22 protein-coding genes and 1 other RNA gene are annotated in these 22,144 nt (G+C 37.5%); 11 read left to right on the forward strand and 12 right to left on the reverse strand.

Going from position 1 to position 22,144, the window contains the following annotated elements; all coding sequences use genetic code 11:
• The first annotated feature begins 15 nt into the window (after positions 1–15).
• Together R2800_02195 and R2800_02200 are read left to right on the forward strand one after the other, a co-directional pair.
• Complete coding sequence (locus R2800_02195; GenBank protein ID MEZ5015833.1) at positions 16–474, forward strand: heme-binding domain-containing protein; 459 nt, start codon at positions 16–18, stop codon at positions 472–474.
• Between the two features lie 10 nt (positions 475–484).
• The gene (locus R2800_02200; protein MEZ5015834.1) at positions 485–1,252 is read left to right on the forward strand and encodes an exodeoxyribonuclease III; all 768 of its coding nucleotides are present in this window, start codon (positions 485–487) and stop codon (positions 1,250–1,252) included.
• 134 nt (positions 1,253–1,386) lie between these two features.
• On the opposite strand, the gene R2800_02205 is transcribed toward R2800_02200, so the two are convergent.
• The 9 genes from R2800_02205 to R2800_02245 form a co-directional block, all read right to left on the reverse strand.
• The gene (locus tag R2800_02205; protein ID MEZ5015835.1) at positions 1,387–1,521 is read right to left on the reverse strand and encodes a hypothetical protein; all 135 of its coding nucleotides are present in this window, start codon (positions 1,519–1,521) and stop codon (positions 1,387–1,389) included.
• Between the two features lie 255 nt (positions 1,522–1,776).
• The gene (locus R2800_02210; protein MEZ5015836.1) at positions 1,777–3,819 is read right to left on the reverse strand and encodes a M56 family metallopeptidase; all 2,043 of its coding nucleotides are present in this window, start codon (positions 3,817–3,819) and stop codon (positions 1,777–1,779) included.
• Between the two features lie 17 nt (positions 3,820–3,836).
• Entirely contained in the window at positions 3,837–4,223 is a 387-nt protein-coding gene (locus R2800_02215) for a BlaI/MecI/CopY family transcriptional regulator (GenBank protein MEZ5015837.1), read from the reverse strand.
• 165 nt (positions 4,224–4,388) lie between these two features.
• Positions 4,389–4,643, reverse strand: coding sequence for a 30S ribosomal protein S20 (gene rpsT, locus R2800_02220; GenBank protein MEZ5015838.1), 255 nt, complete (start codon positions 4,641–4,643; stop codon positions 4,389–4,391).
• Between the two features lie 76 nt (positions 4,644–4,719).
• A complete protein-coding gene (locus R2800_02225; GenBank protein ID MEZ5015839.1) occupies positions 4,720–5,847 on the reverse strand; it encodes a lytic transglycosylase domain-containing protein in 1,128 nt (375 codons plus the stop codon).
• A 65-nt stretch (positions 5,848–5,912) separates the two neighbouring features.
• Positions 5,913–6,134, reverse strand: a complete 222-nt coding sequence (locus R2800_02230; protein MEZ5015840.1) for a twin-arginine translocase TatA/TatE family subunit — start codon at positions 6,132–6,134, stop codon at positions 5,913–5,915.
• 142 nt (positions 6,135–6,276) lie between these two features.
• Positions 6,277–7,359, reverse strand: a complete 1,083-nt coding sequence (locus tag R2800_02235; protein ID MEZ5015841.1) for an RluA family pseudouridine synthase — start codon at positions 7,357–7,359, stop codon at positions 6,277–6,279.
• Positions 7,360–7,387: 28 nt separating this feature from the next.
• On the reverse strand, positions 7,388–8,338 hold the full coding sequence (locus tag R2800_02240; protein ID MEZ5015842.1) for a hypothetical protein: 951 nt from the start codon (positions 8,336–8,338) through the stop codon (positions 7,388–7,390).
• Between the two features lie 63 nt (positions 8,339–8,401).
• Positions 8,402–8,650 carry a hypothetical protein gene (locus tag R2800_02245; GenBank protein MEZ5015843.1) on the reverse strand — a complete coding sequence of 83 codons (249 nt, stop codon included), beginning with the start codon at positions 8,648–8,650 and terminating at the stop codon, positions 8,402–8,404.
• A 141-nt stretch (positions 8,651–8,791) separates the two neighbouring features.
• On the opposite strand from R2800_02245, the gene R2800_02250 reads away from it, so the two are divergent.
• From R2800_02250 to rnpB, 7 genes are all read left to right on the forward strand, one after another.
• Positions 8,792–9,697 carry a DUF58 domain-containing protein gene (locus R2800_02250; protein ID MEZ5015844.1) on the forward strand — a complete coding sequence of 302 codons (906 nt, stop codon included), beginning with the start codon at positions 8,792–8,794 and terminating at the stop codon, positions 9,695–9,697.
• Positions 9,698–9,851: 154 nt separating this feature from the next.
• Complete coding sequence (locus R2800_02255) at positions 9,852–10,412, forward strand: DUF177 domain-containing protein (GenBank protein MEZ5015845.1); 561 nt, start codon at positions 9,852–9,854, stop codon at positions 10,410–10,412.
• Positions 10,413–10,424: 12 nt separating this feature from the next.
• Positions 10,425–10,628, forward strand: a complete 204-nt coding sequence (gene rpmF, locus R2800_02260) for a 50S ribosomal protein L32 (GenBank protein ID MEZ5015846.1) — start codon at positions 10,425–10,427, stop codon at positions 10,626–10,628.
• A gap of 25 nt (positions 10,629–10,653) precedes the next feature.
• The gene (plsX, locus tag R2800_02265) at positions 10,654–11,604 is read left to right on the forward strand and encodes a phosphate acyltransferase PlsX (GenBank protein ID MEZ5015847.1); all 951 of its coding nucleotides are present in this window, start codon (positions 10,654–10,656) and stop codon (positions 11,602–11,604) included.
• Between the two features lie 59 nt (positions 11,605–11,663).
• Complete coding sequence (locus R2800_02270) at positions 11,664–12,479, forward strand: hypothetical protein (protein MEZ5015848.1); 816 nt, start codon at positions 11,664–11,666, stop codon at positions 12,477–12,479.
• Positions 12,480–12,518: 39 nt separating this feature from the next.
• The gene (locus R2800_02275; GenBank protein MEZ5015849.1) at positions 12,519–13,169 is read left to right on the forward strand and encodes a hypothetical protein; all 651 of its coding nucleotides are present in this window, start codon (positions 12,519–12,521) and stop codon (positions 13,167–13,169) included.
• 133 nt (positions 13,170–13,302) lie between these two features.
• An RNA gene (gene rnpB, locus R2800_02280) (RNase P RNA component class A) lies at positions 13,303–13,669 on the forward strand.
• Positions 13,670–13,778: 109 nt separating this feature from the next.
• Here the strand turns inward: rnpB and R2800_02285 are convergent.
• Positions 13,779–15,377 (reverse strand): T9SS type A sorting domain-containing protein, encoded by a 1,599-nt coding sequence (locus tag R2800_02285; GenBank protein ID MEZ5015850.1) that lies wholly within the window; start codon positions 15,375–15,377, stop codon positions 13,779–13,781.
• 152 nt (positions 15,378–15,529) lie between these two features.
• Here R2800_02285 and R2800_02290 point away from each other — a divergent pair, with 152 nt between their 5' ends.
• Complete coding sequence (locus R2800_02290) at positions 15,530–18,160, forward strand: valine--tRNA ligase (GenBank protein ID MEZ5015851.1); 2,631 nt, start codon at positions 15,530–15,532, stop codon at positions 18,158–18,160.
• A gap of 10 nt (positions 18,161–18,170) precedes the next feature.
• Complete coding sequence (locus R2800_02295; protein ID MEZ5015852.1) at positions 18,171–18,650, forward strand: hypothetical protein; 480 nt, start codon at positions 18,171–18,173, stop codon at positions 18,648–18,650.
• Positions 18,651–18,705: 55 nt separating this feature from the next.
• Here the strand turns inward: R2800_02295 and rocF are convergent, their stop codons facing one another.
• Both rocF and R2800_02305 read right to left on the reverse strand, forming a co-directional pair.
• The gene (gene rocF, locus R2800_02300; GenBank protein ID MEZ5015853.1) at positions 18,706–19,653 is read right to left on the reverse strand and encodes an arginase; all 948 of its coding nucleotides are present in this window, start codon (positions 19,651–19,653) and stop codon (positions 18,706–18,708) included.
• A 33-nt stretch (positions 19,654–19,686) separates the two neighbouring features.
• Positions 19,687–22,119, reverse strand: a complete 2,433-nt coding sequence (locus R2800_02305; protein ID MEZ5015854.1) for a BamA/TamA family outer membrane protein — start codon at positions 22,117–22,119, stop codon at positions 19,687–19,689.
• Positions 22,120–22,144 lie beyond the last annotated feature (25 nt).

The following is a 22,144-nucleotide window of genomic DNA, read 5'->3' on the forward strand; positions in this document are numbered from 1 at the left end:
TTTATTGATAAGACTATGTTGAAAAAGATATTATTAGGCTTACTGGTATTGTTACTAGTTGCCCAGTTTATAAGACCAGAGAAAAACACTGCTCAGCTTGCAAGTGAACACGATATAAGGGTGCATTATAATGTGCCGGGCAATGTGCTTAGTATACTAAAAAGGGCTTGCTATGATTGTCATAGTAATAATTCTTCCTACCCTTGGTATACTAATATACAACCTATTGGGTGGTGGATACAGCATCATATTGATGAAGGGAAAGAGCATTTTAACTTCTCTGAATTCGGTGCATATTCTATAAAGAAAGCCGCTCATAAAATGGAAGAAGTAGCTGAAGAGGTAGAGGAAGGAGAAATGCCACTGACCAATTATACATGGATGCATGCTGATGCTAAACTTGCAGATAGTGAGAAGGAGCTTATTGTTTCTTGGGCAAAGGATCTGCAACATCAATTAGAAACAAAAAAATAGAGACACGATCATGCGTATTATAACCTACAATGTAAATGGAATAAGAGCTGCAATAAAGAAGGGCTTTATGGAATGGATGGCTGAAGATCCGGCAGATATTATATGTTTGCAAGAAACGAAGGCTATGAAGGAAAACGTGGATCATGAAGCGATAGAAGCACTAGGCTATCATAACTACTGGTTCTCTGCTAATAAAAAAGGGTATAGTGGAGTGGCTATATTTACAAAGATAAAACCCGATAATGTAATAGAGGGCAATGGTATGGAGCAAAGTGATTTTGAAGGTAGGGTGATACGTGCCGATTTTGGGGATATGACTTTAATAAACGCCTATTTCCCAAGTGGTACCAGTGGTACAGAAAGACAGGATTACAAATATCAGTGGTTAGATGAGTTTTATGATTATCTACAAGAGCTAAGAAAGGAAAGGCCTAATATAATAGTAGTTGGTGATTATAATATTTGTCATAGAGAAATAGATATCCATAATCCCAAGGGGAATAAGAAGAATAGTGGTTTCTTACCGGAAGAACGTGCCTGGATGGATAAATTCTTTGATAGCGGATTTATTGATACATTTAGATATTTTAATGAAGACCCACATCATTATACTTGGTGGAGTCAACGTTTCCCAAGCGTAAGATTGGAGAATAAGGGGTGGCGTATTGACTATATTAGTGCTACAGAACCTTTAAGAGATAAATTGAAAGCAGCTGCAATATATCCTGATGTAAAACATTCTGATCATTGCCCTTCGATTTTAGAAATTGATATATAAAACAAAAGCCTCCAAGACTGGAGGCTTTATTGTTACATATAGAGGATAAGAGAGAACTTGTTATGATGCCATGTTGCCGCTATCTATATTCTACTACACAGGTGTCTGTAGCATACAGGCATATAGTAAAAAACTTAAAAGTTAACTGCTAAAACAATGCAAGTGATGATAGCAACAAAGAGTGCATTCTTTTTAAGTGCATCTTTTTTAGCTACAGCTTTTCCGATGTGTAAAGTTGCTTGTTGTTGAAGAGTGATCGTGTTTTGCATGACTGTGTTTTTTACTGTGTGTGTTTTTGTTTTGTGTGTGTTATTTTTTGTTTTGAAACGCCCGAGACGTTGTTGTTTGTTTTGTTGACACAAAGATGCAACAAGAACAAGCCTCACTCCAAAGAATCATGTTTGCTTAACGCTATGTTTAGAACTGGTTAACAGGAAGTTTGTTAACGGTTTGCCACTTATTAACAAAGAAAAAGCCTCTCGTTAGAAAACAAGAGGCCTCTGGTTAACAAAGAAATGCTTATGCTAATTATCCTTCACCGTGATAGTTAAGCTATTTTTCTTGCCTTTGATGAGTAGCTCATCAGCAGTTAAGTACTTTTTATATTTATTATAAACTTCTGTTGATTGTTTGATGCCATCTATATATAGATCCCTTTTTCCTTTCTTCTCTATGATATACTTACCGTCTTTGTCTATTAAGCCGTCTTTGTCCATCATCTTTAGCATATCGTCAAAGTCGCCATGTTTTTCCACTTGCATTTTATGTTTTGCGACTGCAATATGATGTTTCTTTACTGCTTCGTCGTGTTTGGCTAATGCCTCTTTATGTTTAGCCATTGCTATACGGTGTTTTACCATAGCTTTAGCATGTTGTTCGTCTGCAATTTTCTGCTCTATTATTATTTCTTTTTTTGCAGCATGCATGTCCTTTTTTGCTTTGGCCATTGCTATTTTAAGCTCTACTTTGGCTTTAGCTAATTCTTGTTTAAGTTTTTCTTTTTCCTCGGGGCTCATTTCCTCGATAGAAGAGTTTATTTCTTCCTTTATCTCGTCCCAATTTATTTCGTCTAAGGCAGTGCCTACTTCATTTAGTGCCGTACCTGTCCCTTCCATTGCTTCACCTATGCCTTTCATAGCTTCTTGTAAGCCTGAGCCTAGTTCTTCCCAGTCAACTTCATTCAGCGCCGACAAAACAGCAACACTCACTTTCTTGCCAAACTCTTCTCCTAGTTCATCTATTTCAACATCAATGTCATCATCGTCATTTAGCACTTTGATATCATAACTACCATTTGTTTTTACTAATACTTTCTTTTTAGGACCATAGTAGACTGTTGTGTTTTTGCCAAAAGTATTTTGCAGCTTTTCCCTGTCCTCTTGAGGTACATCTTCTAGTTTGCTGTATGTTTTAGTATTGCCCTTATCATCAGTAATAGTGATCTTTTCAGAGGCTAGTGAAATAGTGCGTATTTGAGTAGTTTTTGATTCTTTTTTATCTGCTTTCTTCTTTTTGTCCTCTTTAGTTTGAGCAGATAGAGTAGGAGAGGCTATTGTTATGGATAGTACTAGTGATAACACCAATACAATAACAGCCGTTACTTGTATTTTGGTAATTGGTGATTTTTTCATTTCTATTATTCTTTTAATACGGTTGAGTAATTGATATTTATTACCTGTAGCAGCCAGCGCTGTTTTAGGCGTGTTTTGAGCATGAATGGCAAGAGTTGCTAGTGCATTAGCATAAGGTACTTTGTTATTAGCATTGCTGGTTACAATATCATCACAGCTGTGTTCTCTTTCAATACGTATTGTTTTAGATATTAGCCACACGAAAGGATTATAGAAAAGTATGGTCTCCAATATGGTTTGCAGAATGTTTATCAGATAGTCATGTCTTTTAATGTGAGCCAGTTCATGCAATAATATTGCTTCAAACTGTTCTGTTGTTAAATTGCTGATAGTTGCTAACGGTAATATGACAACTGGTCTGAAAACACCCATTACCATTGGTGTGGTAATTTTTTTGGATACTAATAGGTCTATACTGCGGCTTATACCTAAGCTCTTGGCCTGTAGGTTTAGTATATTATTCCAAAGTATATTCTTATTGTACTGGCTATTATTTTTTATACTTCTTAATGCGAAGAGATTGAATACAAGCCTTGCTGTTACAAATGCAATACCAAGTATATACGCAATGACAATGATGTTTGTGTTCTTATCTATCCATAGCATTGCAGAGGATAGGAAACCTCCGTCTGAGGTAGCTGTATTCGTATTTTGTGTAAGTGCAGATGAAGCACTTAGTTCAATTGTAGATAATTGCTGAGCTAAAGAGTTGCTTGCATTTTGAAGTTGGTTGATAAAGGTATTGACTATTAAAACTGCTTGTGCTGTTAATACGGCCAAAGATATGTTATACCTAAGCTTTGCTCTGTCGTGTGTTATAAAACGTAATACGATCTTTAGCAGGCAAAATAACATTAGCCCTTGCCATAATGAGTGCAAAATTGTCCAGCCTATAGCATGTACCATTGCAGAGTTGTTTACTAGTAGGTTACTCATAGTTTCAGGTTATTATATTATTTATCCTTGTTTTCTATTGTCTCTAAGTATTGCTTGATCTTTTCCAGTTCTTCCGCGGAAGACTTGTGGTTACCCAATGCTTGCATTACAAGTTGGGATGCCGATCCATTATATACATTCTCTATTATGGTTTTTAATAGTTCTCCCTGAGTTTCTTCTTTGGGAATAGCAGCACTAAAAATATGTGTTCTTGCACTAGCATCGCGTATCAGCAACCCCTTCTCATGCATTATTTGCATCAGTTTTAAGGTGGTGGTGTATTTGGATTCTTTACGTTTTTCTAGCTCAGTATGCACATCTCTTACGGTACTTGCACCTTTTTGCCATATTACGTTCAATATCTCCAGCTCACTTTCAGTCGGCTTCAATTTGTCTTTTCTCATATTCTACGAAGTGTTTCGTATTCAAAAGTACGAATGTTTTCGTAACGGACAAATTGAATTTTGTATTTTTAGATTTCTTTAAGAAAAGGGGAGGGTGGTAGGCATGAAAAAGTCCTGACTTACATGAAGTAAATCAGGACTGAATAATATATAAAAGCTTAAGGCTTATGCTAAAGCTGATACTTTCTTCACTATGCTAGACTTGATATTGCTAGCTTTATTCTTATGAATAATGTTACGTTTAGCTAGCTTATCAATCATTGAGATAACCTTAGGTAACTGCTCCGTAGCTTCTTTCTTATCAGAAGTAGCTAAAAGAGTACGTATCGCGTTACGAGTAGTTTTACCATAGTAACGATTACGATCGCGACGTACTAAAGCTTGACGTGCATGTTTCTTAGTAGCTGAATGATTTGCCATTGTATTAAATAAATATTTTTAAAGGACTGCAAAGGTAATCAAAACATAGTTAACACAAAAAATATTTTTTATGTAATTACATATTTTGACTACTAAATACTTTTATCGAGCGTTTGGTGAGGAATTCCTTCTTTTCTAAGAAGCTGTTTAGCTTGTCTTTAGGTATTCTTAGCTGATATTGCTTATCTGCCTGGGCACTATAAACAAAGTCTTCATAACCTATATTCCACTTGCGTAATAGCTTATTGTCAATATTTAACTCCATTTCCATCAAGTCGAAGCTAATAGGGGCATTAATACGCACTATAGCCATGTTGGCAAGTTCTTCATCAGTATATGGAGAGACAGGTTTGTTCTTTTCTGCTTCTATTGCAGCTTGTTTAGCAGCTTTAATAGCGGCGTAATTAATAACAGCTGGTATATCTGAAGAACCGATAAGTTCGCTTAGGTCTTCAAATATGGTAGCTGTAGCTACGAACCTTAGCACATGATTTTGAGTTTCTCTAGGCAAGTAGGGTTTTATATCCCAAAAGTTAGTACTACCGGTTTTATTAATTGCTCTTATTACTGGTCTAGGGCCGCTGTTATAGGCCGCAACTACTAATAGCCAGTCGTCCAAGTCCTCATATAGCATTGTAAGGTACTTAGCCGCTGCATGTGTAGATTTTAGCCAGTCTTTTCGCTCGTCTTTATATCTATTTACTCTAAGCCCCATTAAACGGCCTGTAGAAGCCATGAATTGCCAAGGACCAACCGCACCTACAGGGGAGCGTGCATTATTGTTCAATGCAGATTCGATAACAGATAAGTATTTTAATTCTCTAGGAACTTTATACTCATCTAAAACTTGGTCTATAACAGGGAAATGCTCAAGGCTACGTTCTTGAACAACAGATAGGGTCTTGTTATGAGATTTAAGGTAATTGCGAACAAATTTATTGACAGTAAAACTTTTAGTGCCAAAATAAGTTTTGTTACTAGCCAATGGCACAGGTTTGAAGGCCTTTGCCTGCTCTACTTCTGCCAATGGCTTATCAGCAGGTTTCACTCCCTTTTTAATAATGTAGGTGTCCGCTTGGGTCACCAACATTTCATGGGCATCAAGACTAGGTATAGCTCTGTCCTGAGCCTTAGCAAGGTAGGTTTGCATACCTGCTAACACTATCGTAGTAAATATTATATGTTTAATAGGCACAAGTTTCATTACACACTATTGTAATCAATAGTATCACTTCTATCAGTGTATCGTATTTAGGTTAAGGAAAAAAATTAAGAAGCAGTATTCTCTTTTTCTTTCATACCTGCTTCGATCTCGTCTTTAACACCTTTCTTAGCGTCATTGAACTCGCGAATACCTTTACCGATACCTTTTGCAAGCTCAGGAATTTTTTTACCGCCAAAAAGCACGATAACTACAATAAGAATAGTAATCCACTCAGCTCCACTAGGTAAAGACAACAACAACATTGGATCTATCGTTAATAAAGACATATCTTTTTATTTAAATTAGTCTAACAAAAATAAGGTTAAAAAATCATTAACAGATTAAAATATCAGGATTAATCCACAAAATAAAAAAAAATAACATTTTGCTATTAGTTTTTATGCTATAAGTTGTTGATTAATATAATCATTACATGTTTATTCTTTTTGTTATACCTTTTGTATAACTTTTCCACTTTTCTATAACAGATGTCATGTCTTCTGGCAACTCAGAATCAAACATCAAACGTTCATTTGTTTTAGGATGTGTGATGCCTAATTCCTTGGCATGTAAGGCATGGCGTTGTAGTATTTTAAAGCAGTTCTCTATAAACTGCTTGTATTTGGAGAATATAGTGCCTTTAACTATTCTATCACCTCCATAGGTAGAATCATTGAATAAAGGGTGTCCTATATGTTTCATATGTACCCTTATTTGGTGCGTGCGTCCTGTTTCCAGCCTTAGCTCCAGTAAGGTTACATAATTAAACCGCTCGATCACTTTATAGTGTGTAATTGCTTCTTTCCCGATCTCTCCATCAGGGTAAGCTTCCATCTTTTTTCTAAAACGTTGGTGTCTGCCTATGTGTGCTATTACAGTTCCTTCATCTTCTGCTACATCTCCCCATACTAGTGCTATATATCTACGGTGTGCCGTATGGTCTTTAAATTGTGCAGCAAGATGAGCCATAGCTTCTTCTGTCTTTGCAACAACGATTAAGCCACTGGTGTTTTTATCAATACGGTGTACTAGTCCTACTCTCGGCAGTTCAGGTGCGTCTTTGTCTTTCTTGAGGTAGTGAGCAAGCCCATTCACTAAGGTGCCACTATAGTTACCACATCCGGGGTGTACTACCATGCCTGTATCTTTGTTAATGATGAGTAGTTCATCATCTTCATAGGCTATATTGAGCGGTAATTCTTCTGCTACTATTTCAGTAGATTCTGGCTTTCTAGTTTCAAAGACAGTTATCTCATCTCCCGGTCTTATTTTATAATTGGTCTTTACACCTGCATTGTTTACAAGCACCTTCTCTTCTTCAATAGCTTGCTGTATTTTACTTCTGGTAGCATTTTCTATTTTGGTTAATAGAAACTTATCTATCCTTAAGGCAGTTTGTTTTTTGTCTACAGTAAACTGTAATCTGATGGAAGGAGCTTCATTACTTTTGTCTTCATCCATTTCCAGATCATCGTCATTCTCCCAAATGTCGTCCATGTCTTTATTACTCATGCTTGTAGTATGAATTGAAACAGCAAAGTTACTGTTTTAGCCAGTCATTTATAACTGCAGGGTCTAGTTGTAGATAATTGCCCTGATATTCTATTACGCTATTATTGATCCAATAGATAGCAGGTACACTTTTGCCAGCCATTTCTTTAAAGGCTTCTTTGTCCTTTAGCAAGATATATGGAATATTAGTAGCTTCCGTCTCATCAAAAAACTCTTGCTCCAATGATTCATGTCCCATCAGTACAAATTGTATGGGTAGCTCAGGGTATCTTTTTTTGAGGATATGGAATATATGAGCTGCTTTGCGACAGTGTGGGCAAGTAAGACTCATAAAGCTTATTATATGCTTACCTGTACGAAGTTCTGTTTCAGGAGTTGTATCGTTTTCATACAGAGGGTTTAGGTCAATAGCCCTGTCTATTCTAGGTGGTATGCTCCCTACACTCATTGGGTAAATGACAAAAGGGATGACTAAAGAAGCCATTAATAAAAATCCGCCAACATATAATTGCCAGTTTCTAATTTTTACCTTGTGAATTGCCATCAAGATAAAAGTGACAGCTAGCATGATAATATTTTTAATAATGGCTTGAAGGGGTGTCATGGGTAGTTCTTCCCCAAAACAGCCACAGTCGCCACTATTGCCATTAGTAGCTATAAGTATTATTAAGTAAATAGTAAAAACTAGTAGAAGGGCGATTGTAATAGGGTAGGTTACACGTTTCAACCCAATATGAAATAGTAAGAACGCTCCTATTGTGAATTCTAAGCCTATAAGTAAGCGCGCCAGTACAGATGCTAATGCATAGTTGCTAATGCCAATATCAACAAAGGTCCATTCAAAAGCTTCTATTGTGTATAGCTTAGTAGCACCAGAGTAGAAGAATACTGCGGCCATTGCTACAATGAGCAGTATGCCAATAGTACGTTTAAGGTAAAATATTGGAGACTTTACATTATTGGTTTCAGTAAGGTCCATTAAAAACTTGCTTGAATAACTACACTATAGTGCCGTGCTACTTAACCAGTATAGTTAAGGGCTTTAAAATAAATAACAGTTTTCCACTGTTTTGATACCATCTTTTACAGACTCGCTAGAGTTTTCTTTACAAAGACTTTCAGCGTTTTTCTTAGTGTCCTCTATGGTATATCTATTCAAAGAAGTGTCAGGAAGGCCTGGCTTGCCACTATATGAAATTTCGCATTCGCAAATATATTCTCTAGTACAAGAACTCATAAAAGCCATAGCGAATAGTGCTGCAACAATAAAAAGGCCTGAACGTAACATCATGAATAAAGTAATTTAACGGTTGAAGATAAAAGTAAATTTTTAATTCAGCAAGCTATTGTTCATCAATTCAATAATTAACGCTTCTCTAGCATTGTCAATGTGTTTTTCGGCTACCTTTAAGGTGTAATAAGTATCGTCTGCATGGAAATTAAGGAACATAGGATCGTTGAGAACTTGGAGCTATTGGCTACACAAGCGGTAGAGGGGTTTATAATTGGTCTTCATAAAAGCCCTTTTCATGGTTTTTCAGTTGAGTTTGCCGAACATAGACTATATAACGATGGGGATTCTTTAAAACATATTGACTGGCGTATATACGGTAAGACGGATAAGCTGTTTGTAAAAAGATATGAGGAGGAAACCAATTTAAGGTGCTGTTTGGTGGTAGATACCTCTACTTCTATGCGTTTCCCAAAAATAGAAGGCAAGTATAGCAAATTAGAATTCTCTGCTATTGCTGCTGCTTCTATCATGCAGTTGCTAAAAAAACAATTAGATGCAGCTTCTCTAGCCCTATTTGATGAACATATCCACTATTTTTCAGAGTTTAGGTCGGCTCAAAGCCACTACAGGATGTTGATACACCAACTGGAAGCGGAGTTGAAAAAAGACATTGAGCAAAAGAAAACTAATGCTATAGAAGCTATCCACAATATAGCAGAGAAGATACATAAGCGTTCTTTAGTTATTCTTTTTAGTGATATGATCGATGATGCAGAGAACTCAGAACAGCTTTTTGAAGCCCTACAGCATTTGCGCTACAACAAGCATGAGGTTATCTTATTTCATGTAATAGATGGAGATCAAGAACTACATTTTGATTTTGAGAACAGACCCTATGAGTTTGTAGATATGGAGACAGGAGAAAAATTAAAACTACAACCACAGCAAATAAAGGAAGACTATATCCAAAGAGTGGAAGAGTTTAGGAAAACAGTGGAGGAGAAGTGTTTGCAATACAGAATAGACTATAATATTGTGGATTTGACCAAGGATGTGGGGCAGGTGCTCAATGCCTTTTTATTGAAAAGAAATAAATTACTCTAATTAAAACGAAATTAGTACCTTTGCACCCCGTTGAAGTTTTTTGAAACCTTAGGAGTATTTAAGACAGTTTAAAGCATATTCTTACAGTCAGTTACGTATTGGTTGTTTTTATATGTAAGTGTAGAGTCGCTAGGTAGTAGACAATTGAGCTAAAATGAAGTACAATCGTGAATTTGAAATAGCTTGGCAGGGGTTAAAACCCGGGGTTCATATTTATGAATATGAGCTTGATGATAAGTTGTTTGAAGGCAGGGAGGTAGTTAGAGATTTTAGTGATTTGGATGCTCAGGTAACGCTGAAGTTTGATAAAAAGACCAACTTCTTTATGTGTCATTTTGATATAGATGGCAGCGTTACAGCGTCTTGTGATAGATGTGGGCAAGATTTCAAGCTTAGATTATGGGATGAATTTGATCTTATAATAAAGCTTACAGGAGCGGAAGAAGCGGAAGAAATAGATGAGGATGCTGATGTGGTTTATATCGCTCGCTCTGAAACTGTATTAAATATAAGTGATTGGTTGTACGAATTTGTAATGTTAAGTATACCTTTGCAAAAAGTACATCCAGATAATGCTAAGGGAGAGCCGGGTTGCGACCCTAAAGTATTAGAATTATTAAATAAACTTACCGAAACCGACGAGGTGAAAAACTCCATCTGGAAGGGTTTGGAAAGCTTTAAGAATAAAGAAGACAATAAACGTAAATCGAAATAAAAATTATATACAATGCCTAATCCGAAACGTCGACAATCTCAACAGCGTAGTGCTAAACGTCGTACTCACTACAAAGCAGTTGCAGAGACTTGGAGTACAGACAAGACATCAGGTGAATCTCACTTACGTCACCGTGCTCACTGGGTAGAGGGGAAGTTGATCTACAAGGGTAACGTTGTGGTTGACAATTCACCAGCTACTGAAGAAGGAGAATAGTAAATCCCAAATCTGAATACTTCGAATGAAGATAGGGATAGACATTATGGGTGGAGATTATGCTCCACTTGAAGCTATAAAGGGCGTACGTCTGTTTTTTGAGCAGGTGGCAGATGATTCTGTGCACCTGTTACTTATTGGAGACAAAGATGCTGCTGCCCCCCATCTTCATTACATAGAGGAGTATAGTAGTCGTTATACATTAATTCATACCAACGAAGAAATCGGTATGAATGAACATCCTACAAAAGCATTTAAGGAAAAACCTAACTCAAGTATAGCCTTAGGGTTTGGCTTGATGCACAAGGGGGAGTCTGATGCTTTCATTAGCGCGGGTAACACTGGTGCTATGATGGTAGGTGCTATGTATACTGTTAAGAATATTGAAGGGATACAACGTCCTACAATAGCTTCACCAATACCTCGTGTAGATGGTAAGTTCAATCTATTATTAGATGTAGGGCTTAATGCAGATTGTAAGCCAGAAAATCTACAGCAGTTTGCTGAGCTAGGTTCTCTATATGTAAAACACGTATATGGTGTTGAAGACCCTAAGGTGGGTTTGCTAAACATAGGAGAAGAAGAAGGTAAAGGAAACTTGCTGGCACAAGCTACTTATCCATTATTAAAAGCTGATGAGAGTATCAACTTTATTGGTAATGTGGAAGGTCGAGATGTGTTTAGAGATAGAGTGGATGTTACTGTCTGCGAAGGCTTTTTGGGAAATGTGATATTGAAAATGGCAGAGTCCATTTATCACATCTTTAAAGAAGATCGTAAAGTTGAAGATGAATTCCTCGATAACTTCAACTATGAAATATATGGAGGTACTCCAATACTAGGTGTTAATGCGCCTGTTGTAATTGGTCATGGTATCTCACATGCGCTTGCGTTCAATAATATGATTGACGTTGCGCGCAAAATGGTACAATCCAATCTTATTGGTGAGTTTAAAGCTCACTTTGCTACAAACTAACTTTTTCCTTGTTTATCATGTCTTTTTATGGGTAGCTTTAAGGCTTCCTATAAGAAATTATGAATAGTAGTATTAGAGACCTATATCAAAAGATATTAGCTAGTAAGGACACCAATTTATATAATGACGTTATAAAAAAATGGGTGATTGAAAATGAATATAAGGAATACCTTACTGAGTCTTTACAACAATATGCAGTAGCTTACAATAAAGACTTTCCTCAAAATGAATTATGGGAGCTATATGCGCTGACTCGCGTATTGGATGTGTTGACCTTGAGTTTTCAAGATGATAATGCTAATAGTGCAAATAAGTCAGAGCCTAAGGTATCAATAGAAGAATATATTGCCATAGTTGAATTGTTAGGTTTAGAGGTGCTTTTCCCTTCGGAATACCATGCTTTTAACTGCGAAATATTTGAAGCAAAAAAAAAGAGTGGAGCCGCTGAGATCGTAAACTGCTTATTCCCGGCAGTGAAATTTGGTGATGTTATGATAAAAAGGGCTGGGGTACATGTAGCGCTAGATGCCGATCGCTATAATGTTGGCAATATCAATAAAGCTACCATGTATTGGGCGCACTGGCGCAAAAACAGGAATAGTGCGGACTTGTCTGACGGATGGGGAGGTAACTCCCAATGGAGAACAATGCCACGTTTAGATATAGAGAACGAAGAGGTGTTTATCTACAACCCACAAGGGAGTATCAATTTGTCGCAGCCTACAGAAATAGTTATGGAAGAGTTGCGCCAGCAGGGGTTGAGTCTTGAAGAAGCGGTAGAATTAACAAAATACAGGCAGTTTGTTAGCTGCGAGAAAGAGGATGACGACTTATCCCCTTATAATTTTACATATACAGCATATAAGGATAGATAAACACAACAACTATTATTCTTTTATCTTTAGTACGCTATTATGGAGAATTTATATTGTATTTCAGGCTTAGGTGCTGATGAGCGTATTTTCAAAAAGCTACAGATAGACAATGTAAACATGGTACATATACCATGGCCTGAATACGACGTATATGATGAAATGGGTTGTTATGCTCAAAAAATTGCCGCACTAATACCTGAAGAGAACCCTATGGTTTTGGGGCTTTCCTTCGGAGGTATGATGACCATAGAGTTGACCAAGCTTATGCCACTTAAGAAGGCAATTATTGTTTCTAGTGCTAAAACAAAAGCGGAATTACAGCCCCCTAGCTGGATTGTCAAGAAAGCATTAGTTAGTCAAATTCTCCCCAGTTTTATATATAAAATGACCAACTCTGTAATGTATAATATGTTTGGTGCACATACAGAGGAAGAAAAAGAGCTTCTAAAGTCTATCCTTAAAGATTCTGATGGGTATTTTGTGCGCTGGGCTATGAAATCTATACTAGAGTGGCAAAACATGACCCTCCCTCAAGATGTAACGCATATACACGGTACTGCAGATCAGATCATTCCTCCTGATAAGATTGAGGCATCCTATTGGATAGAGGGGGGTACACATATGATGGTGTACAATAGAGCGAAGGAAATAAGCGAAATAATAAATAAGGAAATTTCCTATTTATTGTAGTTTTTATTTCTTTGGTTGATAGCGCTTTATAGTAGCTTATTTATTTTATAAGTAAGAAAAATCGTTAAAACTTTAGGGCAATTTTGTTTGCTCCGTATTTTCATAATAGTTTTTTCTTTAATTTTGTGTTAACTATTTAGGTCAGGCTATCGCTTTTACTTAGGTAAGGGAGGAAAGTCCGGACAGCACAGAGCAGCGCACCACCTAACGGGTGGGGTTTCGGAAACGGAATACAGAAAGTGCCACAGAAAATAACCGCCTCGTATTATGGGGTAAGGGTGAAAATGTAGGGTAAGAGCCTACGCGATACTATGGTAACATAGTATTGGGGTAAACCTTGCGTGCTGAAATGCCAAATAGGCGAATGCTTGAGGGCGGCTCGCTCGATGTTCGTGGGTTGGCAGCTAGAGGTACTACGTGAGTAGTATCCCAGATAAATGATAGCCGGTCTCAGGGCCATATGAGACTAACAGAATCCGGCTTATTGATCTTATTAGTTGTTTTGGTTAAATGATTGAACGTCGGTATTGGCCCGGCGTTCTTTTGTATAAAGCAAAATCCCCTGTAGAATTACTACGGGGGATTTTATTTCAAAGCGGCTTTGAGTGTTTACCTATTGATAATGACCTTATGTGTCATTTGCTGCTCGGAAGTAAGCATTCTTAGTGTATACACTCCGTTTGGAATATCTGCAGTATTATAAGTAGTTGCTGTATAGCCTACATTCACTTTTTTATTGTTTTCAAAAACTCTTACTGTTCTACCTTGAATATCTACCAGATCAATACTCACTTTGTCTGATTTTTTGAAGTAATATTTGACGGTAAGTTGATTGCTGGCAGGATTAGGGTATGGAGCAAAAAACTCTTGCTCGTTATAGTAAGTTTGTGTCTGCTTTACAAATACAGGGAAGGTGCTGTCAATAATAATATTCTCATCACCTGCTTGGTATGGTGTCCACAAGAAATAGCTTAACATCATTTCATCTGTTGTGGCTTCTCCTGATGATACATCTTTAGGTGGGTTGCTAGGATTGAAAGGATTGCTAGAAGTGTTATCGTAGAATGCTTCAGATATTATTTTAGACCCCTGAGGTACTTTTTTGATCTTTCGGAAATTATAGATCCCTTGCCAGCCAAAATCCCATTTAGGTATGTTGATGTATTTGTCTGTATCTCCATTAGGTAATACGCCATAAGAATTAATGCTTCTGCCTATTAAGTGCATATGAGGTCCAACCCCAAGTATTGATACATCGCCAACTAGTCCCCAAATGGTAGACTCTTGAACAAACTTTTGTGTTTGCTTAGCAGGGATGTAAAGGTTGGTTGGTGTTTGCTTACAGAAATTGCCCGTATGGTTAAGTATAGGATCCAAACGAAGGTCTCTTACACTAGAAGTAGGAGAGAAATAGAATTTGATCTTCGTACTGTCCTTTTTACCGTTAGAACCAAGTGGATAGTGTACTTGAAGAACAATATCTGCATTTTTTGGTATACGTAATCCAAAGCCTTTAGGCATTTGAGTAGGTTGTGTGCCAGGTACCCATATACCTAAAAGTATAGCCTTATCAGTACCCACACCACCAAAGTTAAGGTAGCCTACAGGGTCAGAAGAGTTGGCCTGAAGGTTGGCGCAAGTACCCGTAGTGTCTGCATAAACCAGTACATGGTGTACAATATCTCTGTTGCCGGGAATAGCTTCAAAAGCGGTAATGAACTTATCTGCTGTTAGATTACTTGGTACTACAAAACATTGATAGATGTCTCCTGTAGTAGCCGTTGAGGTGTATGTTGGTATTTGGGTTACCAAATCAGGTGTGCCTGGTAAATCACCATCTGGGTTAAATGTTGGCGTTGGTGGCGCTAAGTTAGGGTCTCCCTGTGGAGTGCCACCATTAGCCCATTTCACAATTTTATCAATATCCGATTGAGCCAGTACTCTCTCATGTGCTAGTCTGTTATAGTTTACATCTGGAGGCCAAGGAGGCATATAGCCTGTGTTTACAGCTCCAGCTATAGCCAAAGCTTTGTTCACAGCATCATTGTAGGTTAATAGGCTAAAAGAACCTATACCTCCGGGGCGGTGACAAGTAGCACAATTATTATTCAGAATAGGTGCTATATCTGTACTCCAAACAGGGGTTTGCGCATTTGCAGTAATGGAAGTGACAGTGATAGCCAGAGTAGCTAAAATACGTAGTTTCATTAGTGTCGTATGATTTGACTGTAATTTATAGAATATTTATAAATATAACTAGCGTAGAAATTACATTGTAATTCAATACTAGTGCTTGGCTTAGGGATATAGATGTTATATTTGCAGTTGTTCAAAAAAGAATAGACTACAGAATAATTTTTATGGAATTGACAAAGAACTTTCAACACAACGCTGCTGAAGAAAAATGGTATAAGCATTGGAATGATTCAGGCTACTTCACATCAGTACCTGACGAGCGCCCTTCATATACCGTCGTCATTCCTCCGCCAAACGTTACAGGTGTGCTGCATATGGGGCATGCTTTGAATGATACTGTACAGGATATACTAGTTCGTAGAGCCAAAATGCAGGGCTACAATACTTGTTGGGTGCCCGGTACTGACCATGCTTCTATTGCAACAGAGGCTAAGGTGGTAAACATGCTTAAAGAGCGTGGTATAGATAAGAATAAGCTTTCTAGAGAAGAGTTTTTAGAATATGCTTGGGAGTGGAAAGAGAAGTACGGTGGTATTATTCTGCAACAACTTAAAAAGCTTGGTTGTGCGCTCGATTGGAATCGTACACATTTCACCATGGATGAGGAGTATTACGCTGCTGTAATACGAGTGTTTGTTGAACTGTATAACAAGGGCCAGATATATCGCGGTGTGAAGATGATCAACTGGGACCCGATGGCGAAGACGGCACTTAGTGATGAGGAAGTGATACATAAGCAAACCAACTCTAAGCTTTATTATGTAAGGTATAAGCTTGATGGAGATAAGGAAGAATATATTACAATAGCGACAGTACGTCCTGAAACTATATTGGGGGATACTGCTATTTGTGTGCATCCTGAGGATGAGCGTTATGCTCATTTGAAAGGCCGTAAATGTTATGTGCCTTTAGTGAACAGGGAGATTCCTATCATCTTTGACGACTACATTGATATAGAATTTGGAACGGGTGCTCTTAAGGTAACACCTGCACACGATATCAATGACTATAATCTAGGTCAGAAACACAACCTACAAGTAATTGATACCTTGAATGAGGATGGTACTTTAAGTGAGGCTGCAGGTATGTATGTAGGGCAGGATCGTTTTGTGGTGCGTAAGCAAATAGTAAAGGATCTAGATGCAGCGGGGCATTTAGTAAAGCAAGAAGATTATAGTAACCAAGTAGGTTTCTCTGAGCGTACGGATGCTGTTATTGAACCACGATTATCTATGCAATGGTGGTGCAATATGGAAGAGATGGCTAAACCTGCTTTAGCTAATGTATTGAATGATGAGATACAGTTTCATCCTGCTAAGTTTAAAAACTTGTATCGTCACTGGATGGAGAATATCAAGGATTGGTGTATTAGCCGTCAGCTTTCTTGGGGGCAGCGTATACCTGCTTGGTATGATAGTGAGAATACCATTTATGTGGCTAAAACTGCGGAAGAAGCGCATGAGCAATATAAACAGCAGAAACCCGATTTAGCTGCTGAAAAGCCTGAGCTAAGACAAGAAGATGATGTTTTGGATACATGGTTCAGTAGCTGGTTATGGCCTATGCAAGTATTTGGTTGGAATGAAGATCCTAATAACGAGGAACTCAACTATTATTACCCAACAAAAACTTTAGTTACCGCTCCCGAGATCATTTTCTTCTGGGTGGCGCGTATGGCTATGGCAGGGTATGAATTTTTAGGAAAGAAACCTTTTGATCAAGTATACTTTACAGGCATTGTAAGAGATAAGCAAGGGCGGAAGATGAGTAAACAGTTAGGTAACTCTCCTGACTTGCTTGGATTAATTGAAGATCATGGTGCTGATGCTGTTAGGTTTAGTGTAATGATATCGTCGCCAGCAGGTAACGATTTGTTGTATGATGAGAGTACTCTTGAGCAAGGCCGCAATTTCTCTAATAAAATGTGGAACGCCTTGAAGCTAATAAAGAGCTGGGAAGGCAGAACAGACGATAGTGTTGAAGACGGAGATCTACATTTTGCATTGGATTGGATGGAGCAGCGCATTGCAAAAGCATCACAGCAAATTGCAGAGTTGCTTAAAGACTTTAGGTTGAGTGAAGGTTTGAAGACCATTTATTCCTTGATATGGGATGATTTCTGCTCTTGGTATTTAGAATGGGTAAAACCAGCGCAAGATGAAGCTATATCGCACCATGTTTATCAGCGTACGGTTGATTTGTTTGAAGAGTTATTGCAGCTATTGCATCCATATATGCCTTTCGTTACCGAAGAGATATATCATGCTCTTAGATCTAGAAAGGATGGTAATGACCTAATAGTAAGGCAGCTACCAGTACACGATACTGTGAACGAAGAGATGTTGAAAGAGGGTAGTATGCTACAGCAAATTATTACCAGTATAAGAGATGCTCGTAATAAAAACCAGCTGAAGCCTAAGGATACTATAAAGCTATGGATCGATACGCAGCATAATTCTTTCTATGATTTGGTTCAGGAAATACTACGCAGGCAAATAAATGCAGAGCATATAGGATTTACAGAAGAGGCTAAACAAGGCACGATTTCTGTAGTAGTGGGTACTGATAAGCTATATATCGAAGCTAATGCAGAAGTAGATGTGGCCGTACAGAAAGAGAAGCTACAGAAGGAGTTAGATTACTTGAAAGGGTTTATGATGAGTGTAGAGAAGAAGTTGAGTAATGAACGTTTTGTACAGAATGCTAAACCTGAAGTAGTAGAGATTGAGCGTAGCAAAAAAGCAGATGCAGAAGCAAAGATGAAAGCTATTGAAGAAAGTCTTAGTTTATTGTAACTTTAAGAAAATGAAAAAAGCTGTTTATCTATTAACGTTGTTATTGTCCTTGGGGGTGGTCTATAGTGTATCTGCTCAGAAAGACAATAAGGAGGATAAAGAAAAGAAGAAAAAGAAGGTGTACAAAGTACCTGTATATTTAGGTAATACCAATATAAAGGATACCGCAATACCTCACTACGTCTTTGATTCTTTATTAGCTACTAAGATTACTGCAAGAGATTCTAATGGTAGAGCATATCAAATTCACGGTTATCTGTTTACATACGGTGAGCGTAACTTATATGAAGACTCCGTAGGAAACTTAATGTGGGTAACGGATCTATTATCAGAATACTGTTATGGAGATACTATGACAAGCTGGCTGCTAGGTGCAATTACAGATAGAACAAAGTATGGTGATACTATCTATTTTGATCAGATCAAAGCTACATCTCCTGAAGGTAAAGCTATAGATGGTAAGCCGATGAGAATTGTATTGACCAAATAATTTTGGTCATGAAATATACTTGAATAAAAAAGCTCCCATAAAGGGAGCTTTTTTATTAGTTGACAAGTAGAAGGTTTACACTTCTTTGCAATATATTAAAGGCCATTTCTGCCATAAGATTCTCCGAATCCAACGTAGGGTTTACTTCTGTTACTTCTAAGCAACATAGTTTACGGTTTTGTACAAAAGCAGCGATCATATCGTCGGCTTCACGAAGTTTTAGACCATTGCTCACAGGTGTGCCTGTACCTCTGGAGATAGAGCTGTCTAAAGAGTCTACATCAAAAGATACGTATATATGTTCGCAATGAGCTAGGTGTAGATAGGTGTTTTTTACTACGTTCTCTATACCTTTTCTTCTTACCTCTTGTACGGTAATTATTTTTATGCCGTATTTCTTTATGATCTCTTTCTCTTGTTCTTCATAATCTCTTAATGCAATAAAGACAATATTTTCGGGCTTTATTTTAGGATTGATGTCGCCAATATTTTTTAGTTTATCCCATAAAGAAGCAGTCTCTTTATCAAGGTTGTGCACCTTACATTCTATATTGTCTTCTCCTAGTGATGCTGCTAAAGGCATGCCATGCATGTTGCCTGAAGGAGTAGTGTATGGCGTATGTAAGTCTGCGTGTGCATCTATCCAAACTACACCTAGCTCATCTTTAGGGTAAGCCATTTTTATTCCTGCAATAGTACCTCCAGCAGTACTATGATCCCCTGCCAAAACAAGAGGGAATAGCCCTGAATTCAACGTCTCTTTTACTGATTGAGAAACACGATCATACATGGTGTTGATACCTTGTATTCGTTTAGCGTATGGAGAAGTGATAGGTTCGTAAAGTAGGTGGTTCTCTGTTTCTATTTTTTCTGAAGGAAAATTGACAAAAAAACTACTCATGAAATCAAGCGCAGCCACTTTCATAGCTTCTATACCAAGACTTGCGCCTCTTGTTCCTGCTCCTATTTCCGAGTTTACTTCTATTATTTTAATATTCCGCATATCAGCACAAATATATTAATTGCAGGGTAACCATTAGAATGGATAACCTATAGCAAAGTTCATTATTACATTTTTGGTTCTCCAATCAGGATTGCCAAAGTCAAAATCTTTTATTGCCCACCCGTTGCCATTAGTAGCAGTGGCAGGGTTTTTCAATTTAGTAGCCACATCAAAACGTACTAGGAAGAAGCCTGCAATGTCAAGGCGTAGTCCTATACCTCCATCTACAGCAAGGTCTGAGGCGAACTTGTTGAATTGGAAATCTCCACCTTCAAAACCAGTTGAAGGTTGTGCTAACCAAATGTTTCCAGCATCTGCAAATAGTGCTCCGTGAAGCATCATTACACCTGCAAATACTTCAATTACCTCAAAACGATATTCTCCGTTTAATTCTAATTTTATATCGCCAGTATTGTCTATAAAAGCTGTTGACGAATTTTCAAGATCGGGGTTGTAATAGTTGCCGGGCCCTAATTGTCTGGCACGCCATCCTCTCATGCCATATGCACCACCAACAAAATATTGCTTGATATAAGGTAAGGTTTTGGACTTGTTGTACGGAGCACCTACACCTCCATGAAAACGGAAGGCTAAAGTGGAACTTCTAAGTTTGAAAAAGTGTTGTAGGTTGAAGTCTAGCTTTAGGTATTGAGAGAAAGATGTATCAAGTTTTTGACCTAGTAGATTCAAGCCTGACAGTCCAGACATTAATGCGCCTGCTTCTTCAAGCCCTATTTGAACATAGGAATAACTTCTTCCTTTCTTTTTTACTCTGTCGGTAAATGTCCATGTGGCACTCTCTCCTTCAATTAACGTTTCACGGTAACTATTTGCTAAAAACTCACTTTCTTCTAAACGCTTTTTGAAGTCTGTTGATTTGTATTCTTCAGGGAGTCTAATAACATTTAGGAATACAGGAGATGCTTCCCATGTTTTGGTATTTGTTTCATTCCACTTGTACGTAAACTTTGAAGAAATGTTGATCAGTCTAAAGTTATTTATCCTATCAAATAAACTAGCACCTACGCTTATATTTGTACGTGGTGCATTTCTTATGCTATATCTTTTAGTGCTAATAGGTAATAAGAATTTAGGGAACTCGATACTAACATTGGTGCCGGCAGATTGAGATAGTAAGTAGAAGCGATTGAAAAAAGATTTGCTAGCGGCAGTATCCATTGAGCTTTCTAAACCTCCTGATAATGAAACCGTGAGTAAGTTTGCACCTTTGGCAAAGTTCTTATTTCTAAGGCTTAGGGTAAGTGCAGAGCCGACATCATAAGTTGTACCACTTGATATCTCCCAGTTGGTACTGGTTTCGTACTTGTCGCCGGGGTTCATTAATACATAACATGTGATCCAGTCGCCTATGGTTGTGTCAACTTTTATAACCACTCTTACCGATTGGAAAATACCCAGTTGATTAAGTTCACTTACTGTTTTGTCGTAATCTTTTTGTGCATAGTACCTACCTGCTTGCAAGAAGGTATGGTTAGCAATAACCTTTTCTTTTATGTAATAATCACGATATCTGAAGGTGATGTTATGCTTTTTTACAACATGCATTGTGCTGTCGTATAAGTCCTCTTGATCTCGAAAATCAGGTACAACAATAACATTGCTGATACCATATCTACTAAAAGACTTTTTATTTTCTCCGGTATCTATTTGTATCTGTATGTCTACAGTAGGTTTTTTGTTCTCCTTTTGTGTTGCTATGAAGTTGATAGCACTTTCGAAAGGGTTGTCTGCATCTTTTAAGTAGTCCTTCTCTAAAGTGTCTATTTGAAAAGATACATTATCATTTGAAAAATGATAATAACCTTGATTTCTTAACTCTGTAACTATCCTGTTTCTTTCCTGCTCTGCAAGGCCAAAGGAAAAATGTTTGCCCTTTTTTAATATAGTATTGTCAATGGATTGTTGTACAATATTTCTAATGTTACTATCGGATATTTTTGTGTTTATATTCTTGATCAGGTAGCTTGATCCTGCATTAACAGTATAGGTTACTTTGGCTTTTTTTGTCTTGGGATTGAGGATAGCCGTGTCCTTTACTGTAGAATAGAAATAACCTTTTTGATACATGTATTGCTTCATGTATTCTCTCGACTTTTTAGCGGCGGTACTGTCATAAATAACAGGCCTTTCTACAGTTTTTGATTTTAGTTGGAAATTATTTTCGTCTTTTTGATACTTTTTATACCGAAGGTTGTATAGCCATAGTTTGTAAGGAAATACATTTAATACTTTGGTATTTGGTTTTTGAGAAACAAGACTACCTAAGTCGTCTTGTAATTCATTTTTTTCGGAAATGCCTTCGTTTGATTTTAGCTGAATAGAGTTGCTTTTGAGCAAATACTCTCCTTTATCTAAGCTTTTTGTTAGGTTACAACTACTTGCAAAGATAATGGCGAGTAAGACCAAAGGAGAAAATAGCCTGTATGATCTTTTATTAATACTCATGTACGTGCATACAATTGTTTAGATT

This window comes from Flavipsychrobacter sp., assembly GCA_041392855.1.
Lineage (GTDB): Bacteria > Bacteroidota > Bacteroidia > Chitinophagales > Chitinophagaceae > UBA5543.